Here is a 14,628-nt window from a genome sequence, read left to right as displayed (position 1 = left end):
GCATAAGGTTATTGCTGCGTGCCAGCGGCCGGCTTTTCAGGCTCGCTGTCAAAGCTCTTTGCCACATCCATGAAACGGCGCATGAAGCGTTCCATATAGCCCAGTGACTGTTCGAACTCTGCTTCCGACGGTAGTTTCGACGGCGAGGCCGATGCAGTACCAGACTGAATTGCCGCAAGCCTGTCCTCGAGTTTTTTCACCCGGTCCTGCAAATCGGAAATGTCATTCTCATAGGCCTCACGGTCTTCGGTCGCCATCTTGCAGATGAGCTGGCCCTGCTGCTCATTACAGACCGAAAGCGCACCTGTGCGCGTATCAAGCCGCACATAGCCGGTTTCTGTGCCTTCGAGGCGATAGCGTCCATTCTCCTGAGCGTAAGCACTGCTTGTAACAAAGCTTAACCCAAGCATTGAAGCGACAGCGATTGCATGAATTTTGCCAGTCATAGTCGACCTCCTTTAGAATACTTTTTAAGCGCATCTTATCCGAAAACCGCTTCACACTTTTCGGGATGCGCTTGAGCTCTCCCCATCATATGGGAGCTATGCAAGAAAAACGAACAAGTCATGCTTTGATTTTCTAATAAATTCGGGCTAGAGAGCCGCCATGACCAAAACGACCATCTACAAGATCGCCCCGCGCGATCTCTGGGCGCAGGCAGAAGAGGCTGGCAAATTTACCGGGGCACCGGTTGATATTGCCGATGGCTATATCCATTTCTCCACCCATGAACAGGTGCGTGAAACAGCAGCCAAACATTTTGCCGGGCAAGCCGATCTGCTGCTGGTGAGCGTGGATGCTGCGGCGTTGGGCGATGCGCTGAAATATGAAACCTCGCGCGGTGGCGCCTTGTTTCCGCATCTTTACGCCGTGTTACCATTATCGGCAGTGACAAAGGTCGAGCCGTTGCCGCTCGGCGACAATGGACTCCACATCTTCCCGGAGCTTGAGGGTTAATGAGCGGATTTTTTGAAGCAATCGGTCGACGTGCATTGTTTACGCTCGACGCCGAGCAAGCGCATGGTCTGTCGATCGCAGGGCTGAAAACCGGTATTGTCACCTGTAGCCGTCCACACGATCCGGCTCTTGGTGTTAAAATTGCAGGATTGCTGTTTCCAAACCCGGTCGGCATGGCCGCAGGCTTCGACAAAAATGCCGAAGTGCCGGATGCGCTTTTGAAAATCGGCTTTGGCTTCACCGAAGTCGGCACCATTACGCCCCGTCCACAGAGCGGCAATCCACGTCCGCGCATTTTCCGCCTGGTGGATGACCATGCCGTGATCAACCGTCTTGGCTTCAACAATGAAGGCCATGATGCGGCGTTCAAGCGTCTGTCGCAGCGCGCTGGCAAAAGTGGTATTGTCGGCGTGAATATCGGCGCCAACAAGGATGCTGAAGACCGGATCGGCGATTATGTTGCGGGTATTCGGAAATTCTATCAATTGGCGCGTTATTTCACCGTCAATATTTCATCGCCCAACACGCCGGGCTTGCGCAATCTGCAATCGCGCGATGCTTTGCGCGAGCTGCTTTGCCGGGTGCTGGCCGCACGCGATGAAGAAGGCCAGATGTGCACGCTGAAACGCCCGGTTTTCCTGAAAATTGCACCGGATCTTGCAGACGAAGAGCTGGATGATATTGCAGCAGAGGCGCTTGCGCAGAAGCTTGACGGCATTATTGTTTCCAACACCACATTGTCGCGCAATGGACTGAACAGTAGCGAGAACCGCGAAGAAGCCGGTGGCCTTTCGGGTGTGCCGCTGTTTGAACGTTCGACGATTGTTCTGGCGCGTATGCGGAAACGTGTCGGCGTTGACATGCCGCTGATCGGTGTCGGCGGCATCGACAGTGCGGAAACCGCGCTCACGAAGATCAAAGCGGGGGCCGATCTCGTCCAGCTTTATACCGGCATGATCTATCGCGGCCCCGGTCTTGCATCAGACATCGTGCGCGGGCTATCGAAGGCTGTGAAAGCCGAAGGTGTGGTCAGCATTTCTGATCTGCGCGACCGCGACACACAAGCGTGGGCCGCGCGTCGTCTGCCCGATTAAACTTCTCTTGAGCATGATCTTATTCCGAAAACCGGTTTCCACTTTTCGGGATCATGCTTTGAAGAATTCAGTCCTGTATCTGCGTGGCAGTAACGCCAGAAGCGTGATGCCACGGATGGACAAGAACAGATTGATTGCCAGCCAAAGCCCGTGGTTTCCCATCGCGGGCTTTGCTGCATAAAGAACCGCTAAAAAGAATATCAGCGAGAAAAACATCATATTGCGCATGTCGCGCGACCATGTTGCGCCGATATAGACCCCATCCATATGGAATGCGAGCAAGCCGGTAAGCCCCGTCAATGCCGCCCATGGCAGATATCTGATCGCCTCGTCGCGCACGTCCTCAGCTTTGGACAGAAGGCTGATGATTGCATCGCCAAAGATCAGCAAAATCAGCGCAATAGCGGCGGACATGACCAACCCCCAGACGAAGGTGAGCTTTGCGCCGCGCACGAAAGCTGGACTATAGCGCGCACCCACCGAACGACCGATAATCTGTTCGACCGCGGCCGCCATTCCATCAAGGAAAAAGCCGCAGATGAGGAAGAAATTCATCAAAACCGCGTTTGCCGCAAGCGTGACCGGCCCAAGCTCGGAACCTGCGCGGGTGAAATAAGCAAAGGCTGTGAGCAGCAGGATCGAGCGGATCATAATATCGCGGTTGAGCGCCACCATCCTGACGATGCCTGTCTTATCCAGAATCTGCTTGATGTCAGGATGACGCCCGGTCTGCTTGTGGAAATGCCGCATGACGAGAAAGAGGCCGACAATCGCCGCTACCGTTTCACCCGTCACCGTTGCCCAGGCAACACCGGCCACACCCCAGCCAAGTTCCAGCCCCAGCACAATGCAGAGTACAATATTGATACCGTTAATCAGCACCTGAAGGCTCAAGCCCAGAATACCCTGCCCGCGCCCAAGCAACAGGCCAAGCACCGAATAATTAATCAGCGCCACCGGCGCTGAAAGCATACGGATCGACACATAGATGATCATCGCTTCCTGCGTGGCAGGGGTCGGATGAATGAAGTCCGATGCAACTTTCAGCGTCAGCGGCAGGCTTAAAATCATCAGCAAGCCAGCAGCAATTGCTATCAGGATAGCCCGCCAGAAAATGGCCTGTTCTTCGGCCTTGTCTTCCGCACCCATTGCTTGTGCGACAAGCCCGGTTGTGCCAGAGCGCAAGAAACTGAACATGGTCAGCAGAAAATCAAACACCAGCGCACCAATGGCGAGGCCGCCAATCAGCTCCGCCTGCCCCATCTGGCCAACCACACCCATGTCCACAAGCCCCAGCAACGGGGTGGTGATGGCGGCAAGTGTCATCGGCACGGCGATCATCATCACCATGCGATTGGTCACTTCAAATGGTCTGGAAACAATGCTCTGGTCGTGCAGCATATGATCCCCGGCTTTCCCAAAATTCAAACAAGATAAGGGAAAGCTCTATTCTGGAATCATTCAAAACGACAGAAAATTCGGCCACCGCATTGTCGCAGCCCTGACAGCATGATGTCAGGAGTGATGCGCGTTTAAGATATCTATAGACCGAGCATCATCGCCCAATAGAGGCGGCGCGGATTGTTTTCCGGTGTGGCCCATGCCAGCCCGTAATGTCTGAAGGTCGGATCAAGCATATTTTTGCGGTGCCCCGGCGATTTCATCCACGCATCAAAAACGGCTTGCGTATTGGGCTGGCCGGAGGCAACATTTTCTGCTGCGGGCCCACGAATGCCCGCCTGCTTGAGCCGGGAGACAAAACCATTGCCCCAGCCGACCGAATGCCCGATCTTGCCATAGCTTGCCATGCGACGCGCCTGATAAAGGGCTGCCTTTTCAAGCTTGCTGTCGGTGGCCATCAAGGGGAGACCATTGGCCTTGCGGATTTGATTGAACAATGCCGTTGGATCAACATCTCCTGCCGCAGCTTCAGCAAAGCTTTTCGGCAGTGCTGCAAAGGCGAGAGCCCCGCCAGCGAGGATCAGAAAGCCGCGCCGTGACAGAGTGAAAGCATTGTTCTGCTGCATTGATCGTTGTCCTAAGCTGTTGCTTATTTACGATAGCTGAGGATTCGGAGCAAAATAAAGACCGGAATAACCACGGCTGCACCAAGAACAAGATAATCGGCAAAACCGGCAATGGCAGAGAAGCCCATATTCCAAAGACGCAGAATGAAATCGCGGATGCCATAAAAAATATCATAAGGCGTCCAGTGGAACGCGCTCATCACCACGCCAACCACCAGCGAGATCAGCACAAGCTTGATCAATACGCGCGCAGGCGTATCGCCAAGAAATCGGTTCACACCATCAGACATGCAAATCTCCTGCATTCAGTATCTGCCAGAGCGGCAGTTTCGTCGCGGAAAATAGGTGGTCAGTGCAGGATTCGCAAGTAATCTCGATTTCTCAGCGTTCTTTGCGATAATCACGCGGCGGCTTCTGCTTCTGGCGTACAAACGAGCGGTTCATGCTGCGCGTATCCGTGAAGCCACTGGCAACGGCCACTTCCAGCAATGACAACCCGGTTTCAGACAGCAGTTCCCGCGCTTTCTTGACCCGTAATTCTTCGCGCACTTCAAACGCCGTGCGCCCCACCGCCATGCGAAAACCGCGCTCCATCTGGCGCACCGAGATGCCCAGTTTGCGCGCAACATCGATCATCGGCACTGGCTCTTCCAGTGTTTCCTCAAAAATGCGGATCGCCTTGCGGATCATCGGCGAGCGGACACCGTTGAAGCTCAAGGCAGGCTGCTCGGAGCGCACGAGCTCATACGGGATCATCAGAATGGACGCGCTTTTGCGGGCCAGTTCCTCGGAGATTTCATTCTGGATGATCGACAGCGAAAGCGATGCAGCGCCAAGACCGCCCGCGCAGGTATAATGCCGTCCACTGCGGTGAAACAGACTGGTCGTATCGGCTGAATAGCCATCGAAAAGATCGAGAAAATCATCCCGATGAAACCAGCTGACACAGCAATTGCGATCCTCAAGCAAGCCACCTTCGGCCAGCAGAAACGCCGCCGTGCAGAGGCCGACAACCGTCTTGCCGCGTTTGTCGGCACGCTTTATCAGATCGACCAGCGCCTGCTGACGCGGACGATATTGCGCGAGAAGACCACCAACAACGGCCACATAATCGCATTCGTCCAGTTCACCAATGGGGGCGGTCGGTTCAATGACCATGCCGGAACTGGAGGTGACGGGGTCGCCCGACAATGTGCAGATTTTCCATGCACAACGGATCTGTCGACTTTTGTCGCGATCATCTGCCGCCAGACGAAACGGATCAAGAAACAGACTCAGCGCCGTGAGCGTAAAGCCCGGCAGCGCGACAATACCAACGGACAGGCGGCGCGCTGGCGCATCCGTGCTTGTTTCCCGAGCCTCATCCTTCCTTTTTTGCACCTCTGCACTCCTCCACCATATCCCCTTTTATACGAACGGGATCAGGAAGAACGCAATCACCGGAAATGCTTGGAGAGCTTGAGTTGCTGCGCCTGATAGTTCGATCCAAGATCGATACCATAAAGCGCTTTCGGGCGTTTCAACATGTGCTCATAAACAAGACGGCCGACAATCTGGCCATGTTCGAGAATGAACGGGACTTCATGACTGCGTACTTCCAGAACCGCTCGGCTTCCTGTTCCACCCGCAGCGGTGTGACCGAAGCCCGGATCAAAGAAGCCTGCATAATGCACACGGAATTCACCGACCAGCGGGTCGAAAGGCGTCATTTCTGCTGCGAAAAGCGGCGGCACATGCACCGCTTCGCGCGAAACAAGGATATAGAATTCATCCGGATCGAGCACCAGTTCCCGTGACCCACGATCATAGATCGGCTCCCAGAAGTCGAGAACATCATGCGCAGCACGCTGGTCGACATCGACAACCGCCGTATGATGCTTTCCACGATAACCGATCAGCTTGTCTTTATCACCCGAGAGATCGACGGAAAGTGCGATGCCGCCGCCCGAGATATTGGGCTGTTCCGCCGCCACCAGCGTTTCGTTCTGATGCAGTGTTGCAAGTTCCGCTTCGGTGAGCTGTGCGCGGCCCTGACGAAAACGGATTTGCGACAGGCGCGAACCGGTGCGCGCAACAATCGGGAAAGTGCGCGGGCTCACTTCAAGATAAAGCGGGCCATGATAGCCAGCGGGCACCTTGTCGAACTCCTGGGCACCATCGGCGATAACGCGGGTGAAAATATCAAGGCGGCCCGTCGAGCTTTTCGGATTGGCAGAAGCCGACAGTTCCGGCGAAAGCGACAGGCTTTCAAGCAAAGGCACGATATAGACGCAGCCGGTTTCAAGAACCGCTCCAGCGGTCAGATCGATCTCGTGAAGCTTGAGGCGCTCCAGTTTGTCGATGACCGGCGTTCCCGGACCGGGCATGAAGGATGCGCGTACACGATAGGCTTTCGCACCCAGTCGCAAATCGAGGCTGGCAGGCTGAATCTGATCGGCATCCAATGGACGCGCAGATTTGAGCAAACCGCTTTCAAACAGCGCGGCAATATCCGCATCTGCCAGAATTCCTGCTTCCCTCTGTGTCATACCACTGAACTCCGTGAATTACTTAAAATCGGTCTATGACCATTGACCGTTCAAAGCGCTCCTGCCAACCCTCAAGGCCTATGGTTTGCGGGTTTTCCGCAGGAATCACAGTGCATGCGCTGTTCTCAGGCAGCGCTTTTCCTAAAAACTGACCATTCAAGCATTGACGGCCTCGCGCAACAGGCATAAGGAAAAAACGTTCCGTGGTGATTTGGCCGGCCGGCTTGCAGCCACGTTAAAGAATTCGCTAAAATAAGGCCGCGGTTCGTTACCGGCCTTTTGCGTGTTCGCGAGGCCGGTTTTTTATTGGCCGCCGAGGCTTTTCCAGGTCCCGGCCGACCAGCTTTCGACAGGTTGGAAAAATGACGAATAAGACTACCCGTAAGTTACGCCCGGCAACGCAGCTCGTTCATGCAGGATCGCTGCGTTCCGGCTTTGCAGAGTTGTCCGAAGCTCTCTATCTGACGCAGGGCTTTCTTTACCCGACAGCAGAAGCCGCAGAAGCGCGCTTCAAAGGTGAAGACCCGGGGTTCATCTATTCGCGTTATGCCAATCCAACCACCGACATGTTTGAAAAGCGCATGTGCGCGCTCGAAGGTGCAGAAGATGCACGCGCCTTCACCTCCGGCATGTCGGCTGTCGCCGCATCCATTCTCTGTCAGGTCCACGCAGGTGAGCATGTCATTTGTGCGCGTGCCGTCTTCGGCTCATCGCGCTACATTATTGAAACGCTGCTGCCGCGCTATGGCGTTGAGTTCTCCATCATCGACGGCTCGAAGATTGAAAACTGGAAGGCAGCTGTTCGTCCGAACACCAAAGTGATGCTGCTCGAAAGCCCATCGAACCCGACGCTTGAGGTGATCGACATTGCAGCCGTTGCAGAGATTGCCAATGAAATCGGCGCAAAGCTGATCGTTGACAATGTTTTTGCAACGCCGCTTTACCAGAAGCCTCTGGAACTCGGCGCGCATATCGTCGTCTATTCGACCACCAAACATATTGACGGTCAGGGCCGTTGCCTCGGCGGCATCATTCTTTCCGATCAGGAATGGACCGAAGAAGTGCTACAGCCTTACTTCCGTCACACCGGGCCAGGCATGAGCCCATTCAATGCATGGATCATGCTGAAGGGTCTGGAAACGCTTGGCGTTCGCGTGCGTCAGCAGACGCAATCGGCGGCAGCCGTTGCCGATGCGCTGGCCGGTCAGGCAGGCGTTAAGCAAGTCATCTATCCGGGCCGTGCCGACCACCCGCAGGCAGACATTATTGCAAAACAGATGACCGGCGGCTCGACACTGATCGCGCTCGAACTCGAAGGCGGCAAGGAAGCGGCATTCAAGTTTGAGAATGCGTTGCAGGTCTTCAGCATTTCCAACAATCTGGGCGACGCGAAGAGCATCATCACTCATCCGGCTACAACCACGCATCAGAGCCTCTCGGACGAAGCACGCGCAGAACTCGGTATTTCTGACGGTATGCTGCGTATTTCTGTTGGTCTTGAAGATCAGAATGATCTTGTTGAAGACGTGCTGGAAGCGCTTGCCGCTGCGCGCTGATTGATAGTGCCAAATAGAGCAATTGCCGGAACATTCCGGCAGTTGCAGCCACAAATCGTTGACCTTACCCGCAAGTTTGGCGATAGAAGACAATGACACAGTATAATTTTAAGGCGGGTGCGCATGTACAGAGCGGTAACACGGGATATTGAGGTAACGGCTGAGCCGTTTTATCTCGAAGACCAGTCCGAGCCGGACGAAAACCGCTATGTCTGGGGCTATCGGATCACCATTGCCAACAATTCATCGCAGAGTGTTCAGCTTCGTTCGCGCTATTGGCAGATTACCGATGGTAATGGCCGGATTGAGGAAGTGCGCGGCGCTGGCGTGATTGGCGAACAGCCAACACTCAATCCCGGCGACTCTTATCAATATTCATCTGGATGCCCGCTGAGCACAACATCAGGCGTCATGGTCGGGCGCTATCAGATGCAATCACCTGATGGAAATTCATTTGACGTCGACATTCCGGCCTTCTCGCTGGATATTCCAGAAACAAGACGGACACTGAATTAAAAAAGGCGGCTGGTAAGAGCCGCCTTATAATAGTTGTTACTTCGCAAACTGCGCCGGATCGAACTCGTAGGTCGTTGAGCAGAATTCGCATGTGACCGAAATCTTGCCGTCCTTGACGCTGTCCTCAATCTCTTCAGCCGAAAAATTATTGAACACACCTTCGATCTTCTCGCGCGAGCATGAGCAATTATCCTCAACGCGGATCGATTCATACACGCGCACGCCACGCTCATGGAACAGACGATAAAGCAGTCGTTCTGAGCCAACCTGTGGGTCGGTGAGTTCTGAGCTCTCAATCGTTCCAACCAGCGAACGCGCTTCATCCCAGCCATCATCGTCAGGGCCAAGAACGGCGGTGTTTTCATCGCCGTCGCCACCCGGAAGATCAGGCATGCGCGCACGTATTTCCGATTCCGGCAGGAACTGAATCATCAGGCCACCAGCACGCCAGCGCTCAATCAGCTTGCCTTCACTGTCGCGTTCGACAAGCTTTGCAACGCTTAGCTTCATATCGGTTGCAATCTGCTCCGACTGACGGAAATAGGTGCGTGCAATTTCTTCCAGCGTCGATCCGTCAAGCGCAACAATGCCCTGATAGCGCTGCGTATGCGCACCCTGATCGACCGTCAACGCGAGCGTTCCGCGACCGAGCAGTTCTTCGGGGCGTGTTTTGCCAGCGCTTACGGCTTTCGCAACGCGCTCTGCATCAAAACGCGCATAAGCACGCACAGACTTCGGCGTGCGGAAATCCACGACCAGCATATCGACCGGACCGTCAGACTGGGTCTGGAAGATAAACTTGCCTTCAAACTTCAATGATGTGCCAAGAAGCGTGGTCAGAACCGTCGCTTCCGCCAGAAGGCGGGCAACATGTTCCGGGTAGTCGTGGCGCTTCAAAATTGCGTCAATGCTGGCGCCCAGTTGCACAGCGCGACCACGCACGTCGAGCCCTTCCACCTGGAAAGGCACAACGGCGTCATCACCTGCGAACTCGAAGTTGTTCAGATCAATATGAACAACTTCAGCTTCGTTATGCTCTGTGCTGATCTTGTCAGACAAATTATGCTCCCAATCAGCTGCCTTGCAGGCACCACGCCAGAATAGCTTTCTGCGCGTGAAGCCTGTTTTCAGCTTCATCGAAGACGACCGATTGCGGGCCGTCGATCACTTCGTCGGTCACTTCCTCGCCGCGGTGCGCGGGCAGGCAGTGCATGAAAAGCGCCTTCGGGTCAGCTTTAGCCATCAGACGTGCATTCACCTGATAGGGCATGAAAACATTATGGCCGCGAGCGTGATCTTCCTGCCCCATGGAAACCCATGTGTCTGTGACGATGCAATCTGCACCGCTCACAGCTTTGTCCGGGTCTACCGTGGACAGGATGTTCGCGCCGTTTGCCTTTGCCCAATCGATATATTGCTGCTTCGGCTCGCTGCCTTCCGGCGTTGCGATATTGACGTTGAAATCAAAACGCGCCGCAGCTTCCACAAGCGAATGAAGAACGTTGTTACCGTCCCCCATCCAGGCAAAGGTCTTGCCTTTGATCGAGCCGCGATGTTCCTCATATGTAAGAACGTCTGCCATGATCTGACAAGGGTGTGTATCGTCGGTCAGTGCATTAATTACTGGAACGGTCGCATGTTCTGCCAATTCCAGCATGCGATCATGCGATGTTGTACGGATCATGATCGCGTCAACATAGCGCGAAAGCACCTTTGCGGTGTCCGCAATGGTTTCGCTGCGACCGAGCTGCATTTCCGAACCCGTGAGCATGATCGTCTCGCCACCCAGCTGACGCATGCCGACATCGAACGATACGCGGGTACGGGTGGAGGGCTTTTCAAAAATCATCGCCAGCACCTTGCCCGCGAATGGCTTTTCGATCTCGCCGGCTTTTGTGCGTGCCTTCCGAGCCTTGGCGTCTTCCATGATCGCGCGCAGTTCCGTTGCCGGAACAGCTGAGAGGTCAATGAAGTGCTTTATACCATTATTCGCCATAATCTCACGCCGTCTTGCTGGTCGGATTTGCAACAGAAAGCCGCTCTACGGCTGCTTCAATACGCGTCAGTGCTTCACGCGCTTCTTCCGGTGTTGTCACCAGCGGCGGCAGGATACGCACAACATTGTCGCCAGCGCCGACGCTGAGCAGATGCTCATCCCGCAGAGCCTGAATAAGGGTGACGTTTGGCACAACGCATTTGATGCCCATCAACAGACCGCGACCGCGCACTTCCGAAATAACATTTGGATAGCGATCAATAATCGAGGCAAGGCCCTGCTTCATGGTGAGAGCAGTTTCCTGAACGCTTTCAAGGAAGCCATCAGCCAGCACAACATCAAGCACAGCATTGCCAACAGCCATAGCAAGCGGATTGCCGCCATAGGTCGTGCCATGCACACCTGCGGTCATGCCCTTCGCAGCTTCAGCCGTCGCAAGACAGGCGCCCATTGGGAAGCCGCCGCCGATACCCTTGGCGACTGCCATAATGTCTGGCGTAATGCCCGACCATTCATGGGCGAACAATTTGCCGGTACGGCCAACGCCGGTCTGCACTTCATCAAGGATCAGAAGCAGGCCGTTGTCATCGCAGATCTTACGCAGAAGACGCATAAATTCTTCCGGGAAGCCGCGCAGACCGCCCTCGCCCTGCACAGGCTCAAGCAGAATTGCAGCCGTTTCATCGGTAATCGCAGCACGCAGCGCTGCTTCATCACCGAAAGGAACCTGATCGAAACCATCAACCTTGGGGCCGAAGCCTTCAAGATACTTGGCCTGACCGCCTGCGGCGATCGTAGCCAGCGTACGGCCGTGGAACGCACCTTCAAAAGTGATGACGCGGAAACGTTCAGGGTTACCGTTGACATAATGATAACGGCGCGCGGTCTTGATCGCGCATTCAAGCGCTTCTGCACCGGAATTGGTGAAGAAGACTTTGTCGGCAAAAGTCGCGTCGACCAGACGCTGGCCCAGCTTTTCCTGACCCGGAACTTCATAAAGGTTCGACAGGTGCCAGAGCTTGTCAGCCTGATCTTTCAATGTATTGACGAGATGCGGATGCGAATGGCCAAGCGAATTGACCGCAATGCCTGCCGCAAAATCGAGATAACGCTCGCCGCTTTCGGTAACCAGCCAGATGCCCTCACCTCGCTCGAAGCGCAAAGCCGCACGATTATAAGTGTCGTAAAGCGGTTGCACAGTCGTAACGTTGGTCATTGCAGTCAGGCCTCCATTAGCCTTTTTATTGCAGCGCCTCCGACAAAGCCGGTCAGGCAGCGTTTCCCATATTTTAAACGCGCATCTTATCTGAAAACCGCTTCGCACTTTTCAGGATGCACTACTCTGCGGAAATAAAAAACCGCCCTCAAGGCGGTATTATTTAATCCCGCGCGTATATTGGCGCTCGCAAAAAAAATGTCAATCAAAGCAAGCCCGGATAATCAAGCATCTTTATGCATGAGGTGATGCTGGAAACACGCCTTATATATATTGCCAGTTATAAGATGGCACCTATGCGGCCGAAGGGGTGGCATTTTGCGGAGCGGGGCGATATAGAGACGCCAGAAGTTCTCCCTGACGGGGCGCGCCTCTGAAAACCTGCTGCAAAAAACGCGCAAGTGACTCAGAAAAACCGTCTTTAGCACCCAAGTTGGGGAAAACCATAGAAATGGAATCCGCCTGACAAGGCTATCCCTTGTCATGGCGTCGTTCAATAATGTAGTTTATTTTTAAAGTAAAAAAACCACATTTTGTACGGCGGACCTAGTCACCCGGATAGATATAGTGTTTGCACCTGGAGCAATCCGGGGGCGCTGGTGGATTCCGGATAACGAAGATTGATTGGAGCCCAGGGCGATGAACTGGACAGATGAGCGCGTCGAACTGCTTAAGAAGCTATGGAATGATGGCTTGAGTGCGAGCCAGATCGCAGCGCAGCTTGGCGGCGTCAGCCGCAACGCAGTGATCGGCAAAGTGCACCGTCTGAAATTATCAGGTCGTGGCAAAACAACGACCGCTGCTCCGCGCAGCAAAAAAGTGAATACCGTTGCGGCAACCCCACGCCCAACGGCTACAGCAACAACCAGCAGCAGCAATGGTGCCAGCCGCCCACAAGCGACTACGACTATTCGCACTGCAACCGTAACCCAGACTGTCGGCGCGACCGCACTTCAGATGGAATATGTTGAAGATGCTGTGACCGAGCGCGTTGTTCGCCCGGCATCTGATGTTGTGGTTCCAATCTCGCGCAAGCTGACATTGTTGCAGTTGAGCGAACGCACCTGCAAATGGCCAATCGGCGATCCGCTCAATGAGGATTTCCACTTCTGCGGCAGTGAATCCGGTGAATCCAGCCCCTATTGCGGCTACCATTCGAAGCTGGCATTCCAGCCAACGGCAGAACGTCGCCGCGCACGCTGATCGATTTCGATAGCGTTTAAATACAAACCCCGGCAGCGTCTTCGCTCCGGGGTTTTTCTTTGCGTGTCAGACTGTGACTGGTTTATGCGCGTTTTGGCAAACGCACCACAAACGTTGACCCTTCGCCAAGCTGCGAGCGCACGACCAGACGTCCACGATGACGGGCGAGAATGTGCTTCACGATAGCCAGACCGAGGCCTGTACCCTTTTGAGCGCGGCTCGTCTCAACATCAATACGATAGAAACGTTCTGTCAAACGCGGCAGATGTTCCGCTGCGATGCCCGGCCCGAAATCCTGCACCGAGACCACAATTTCTGATCCACCTTGTGACACTTCCTCATTCAGACTCACAATGATACGTTTGCCGCCCTGCCCATATTTACAGGCATTTTCGACCAGGTTCTGAAACACCTGAATAAGCTCGTCACGCGTGCCGGTGACGTTTAATGGATGATCTGGCAGATGGCGCTCAATGACCACATCGAGACTTTCTGCAAGCGGGCTTAGCGTATCAGCCACATGATTGACGACCGCTGTCATATCCACGCATTCGGTGACAGCCAGATGTGCGCGCATTTCAAGTCGGGACAGCGACAGAAGGTCATCGATCAAACGCGACATGCGCTCGGCTTGCTTCTGCATAATGCCAAGGAAACGCTCGCGTGCACTCGCATCATTGCGTGCCGGACCTTGCAGCGTTTCAATAAATCCAAGCAACGACGCCAGCGGCGTGCGCAATTCATGGCTTGCATTGGCGATAAAGTCCGAACGCATGCGGTCAATGCGGCGCGTTTCACTCTGATCGCGAAACAGCAGGACAAACAATTCTGGCTTGCCATCGGCTCCACGAAGCGCCTTCACAACCGCTTTATACCAGCGATCGATCGGCACGCGCTCGAAATAATCGATGCTGCGGGGCTCGCCATCTGTGATCACACCCTGAATAAGCGCATGCATCTCCGGCGCGCGGAAACGCAAATAAAGCCCGGTGTCCTTTTCAAGCGACTGAAATGCATCGCGCGCCGATGCATTGGCAAAGAGTACGGTTGCACGATGATCAAAGACGATCATCGGATCCGTCAGCAGGTCTGCCAGACGCTCGCCGGTAACATGGTCCATCCCGCTGATCGCGCGAACGCTTTGCGGCTTTTGCACGATGACATCATCGTTTGTGGCACTCGCAACCCAGATCGCACCAACGACGATCAGCACCAACAGCACAATTCGGAACCACAATGGGAGATCCAGCACCATCACGCAGATGATCACAACAAGGCTTGCAATCAGCACACCTTTAACCCGGAGAAGCGGCGCGAAAAAAGATTCATCCGCATTTGAAACGGGTGCATCTTGATTGTTGTTTTCACTCATTCTGACTTCTCTCAGTTATATTATGCGCGCTTTGCCATGACGACGCAGATGCACCAAAAATCAGCATTGCGTCCTTTACGTCCATCACAGTCAGCCCATATCATGTAAACAAAAGGGATGAGCATGTTTGAAACATGCTTTTGTCTATATAGCAAAGGAGCTT

15 protein-coding genes and 1 riboswitch are annotated in these 14,628 nt (G+C 54.4%); of the genes, 5 read left to right on the top strand and 10 right to left on the bottom strand.

Annotated features, from left to right (window positions below; all coding sequences use genetic code 11):
* Positions 1-8: 8 nt before the first annotated feature.
* Positions 9-446 (bottom strand): hypothetical protein, encoded by a 438-nt coding sequence (locus RI570_RS08275; RefSeq protein WP_313827933.1) that lies wholly within the window; start codon positions 444-446, stop codon positions 9-11.
* Between the two features lie 160 nt (positions 447-606).
* Between RI570_RS08275 and RI570_RS08270 the strand changes: the two genes are divergently transcribed.
* On the top strand, positions 607-957 hold the full coding sequence (locus RI570_RS08270) for a DUF952 domain-containing protein (RefSeq protein WP_313827932.1): 351 nt from the start codon (positions 607-609) through the stop codon (positions 955-957).
* The gene (locus RI570_RS08265; RefSeq protein WP_313827931.1) at positions 957-2,051 is read left to right on the top strand and encodes a quinone-dependent dihydroorotate dehydrogenase; all 1,095 of its coding nucleotides are present in this window, start codon (positions 957-959) and stop codon (positions 2,049-2,051) included. The genes RI570_RS08270 and RI570_RS08265 overlap by 1 nt, the downstream gene beginning before the upstream one ends.
* A 51-nt stretch (positions 2,052-2,102) precedes the next feature.
* Here RI570_RS08265 and RI570_RS08260 read toward each other — a convergent pair whose 3' ends face one another.
* The 5 genes from RI570_RS08260 to RI570_RS08240 form a co-directional block, all read right to left on the bottom strand.
* Positions 2,103-3,452, bottom strand: a complete 1,350-nt coding sequence (locus RI570_RS08260; RefSeq protein ID WP_313827930.1) for an MATE family efflux transporter — start codon at positions 3,450-3,452, stop codon at positions 2,103-2,105.
* A gap of 140 nt (positions 3,453-3,592) precedes the next feature.
* Positions 3,593-4,078, bottom strand: a complete 486-nt coding sequence (locus RI570_RS08255) for a CAP domain-containing protein (RefSeq protein WP_313827929.1) — start codon at positions 4,076-4,078, stop codon at positions 3,593-3,595.
* A gap of 23 nt (positions 4,079-4,101) precedes the next feature.
* Entirely contained in the window at positions 4,102-4,368 is a 267-nt protein-coding gene (locus RI570_RS08250; protein ID WP_313827928.1) for a DUF6460 domain-containing protein, read from the bottom strand.
* A 91-nt stretch (positions 4,369-4,459) separates the two neighbouring features.
* Positions 4,460-5,458 carry a GlxA family transcriptional regulator gene (locus tag RI570_RS08245; RefSeq protein ID WP_313827927.1) on the bottom strand — a complete coding sequence of 333 codons (999 nt, stop codon included), beginning with the start codon at positions 5,456-5,458 and terminating at the stop codon, positions 4,460-4,462.
* Positions 5,459-5,514: 56 nt separating this feature from the next.
* Positions 5,515-6,606: a 2'-deoxycytidine 5'-triphosphate deaminase gene (locus RI570_RS08240; RefSeq protein ID WP_313827926.1), complete on the bottom strand. Its 1,092-nt coding sequence runs from the start codon at positions 6,604-6,606 to the stop codon at positions 5,515-5,517.
* A 193-nt stretch (positions 6,607-6,799) separates the two neighbouring features.
* Positions 6,800-6,880: riboswitch (SAM riboswitch) on the top strand.
* A gap of 88 nt (positions 6,881-6,968) precedes the next feature.
* Between RI570_RS08240 and RI570_RS08235 the strand changes: the two genes are divergently transcribed.
* Positions 6,969-8,162 (top strand): O-succinylhomoserine sulfhydrylase, encoded by a 1,194-nt coding sequence (locus tag RI570_RS08235; protein ID WP_313827925.1) that lies wholly within the window; start codon positions 6,969-6,971, stop codon positions 8,160-8,162.
* Positions 8,163-8,285: 123 nt separating this feature from the next.
* Positions 8,286-8,678, top strand: coding sequence for a Co2+/Mg2+ efflux protein ApaG (apaG, locus tag RI570_RS08230; RefSeq protein WP_250040049.1), 393 nt, complete (start codon positions 8,286-8,288; stop codon positions 8,676-8,678).
* A 36-nt stretch (positions 8,679-8,714) separates the two neighbouring features.
* Here apaG and RI570_RS08225 read toward each other — a convergent pair whose 3' ends face one another.
* From RI570_RS08225 to RI570_RS08215, 3 genes are read right to left on the bottom strand one after another with little or no spacing between them, the layout of a single operon-like run.
* Positions 8,715-9,737 carry an Hsp33 family molecular chaperone gene (locus RI570_RS08225; RefSeq protein WP_313828597.1) on the bottom strand — a complete coding sequence of 341 codons (1,023 nt, stop codon included), beginning with the start codon at positions 9,735-9,737 and terminating at the stop codon, positions 8,715-8,717.
* A gap of 13 nt (positions 9,738-9,750) precedes the next feature.
* Complete coding sequence (gene argF / locus RI570_RS08220; protein ID WP_313827924.1) at positions 9,751-10,674, bottom strand: ornithine carbamoyltransferase; 924 nt, start codon at positions 10,672-10,674, stop codon at positions 9,751-9,753.
* Between the two features lie 4 nt (positions 10,675-10,678).
* Complete coding sequence (locus RI570_RS08215) at positions 10,679-11,890, bottom strand: aspartate aminotransferase family protein (RefSeq protein ID WP_313827922.1); 1,212 nt, start codon at positions 11,888-11,890, stop codon at positions 10,679-10,681.
* A gap of 639 nt (positions 11,891-12,529) precedes the next feature.
* On the opposite strand from RI570_RS08215, the gene RI570_RS08210 reads away from it, so the two are divergent.
* Positions 12,530-13,093, top strand: a complete 564-nt coding sequence (locus tag RI570_RS08210) for a GcrA family cell cycle regulator (protein ID WP_250040037.1) — start codon at positions 12,530-12,532, stop codon at positions 13,091-13,093.
* 82 nt (positions 13,094-13,175) lie between these two features.
* On the opposite strand, the gene RI570_RS08205 is transcribed toward RI570_RS08210, so the two are convergent.
* Positions 13,176-14,465: an ATP-binding protein gene (locus RI570_RS08205; protein ID WP_313827921.1), complete on the bottom strand. Its 1,290-nt coding sequence runs from the start codon at positions 14,463-14,465 to the stop codon at positions 13,176-13,178.
* Positions 14,466-14,628: the final 163 nt, after the last annotated feature.

It is taken from the genome of Brucella pseudogrignonensis (genome assembly GCF_032190615.1).
GTDB lineage: Bacteria > Pseudomonadota > Alphaproteobacteria > Rhizobiales > Rhizobiaceae > Brucella > Brucella pseudogrignonensis_B.
This window is presented reverse-complemented; position numbering and strand designations above follow the sequence as displayed.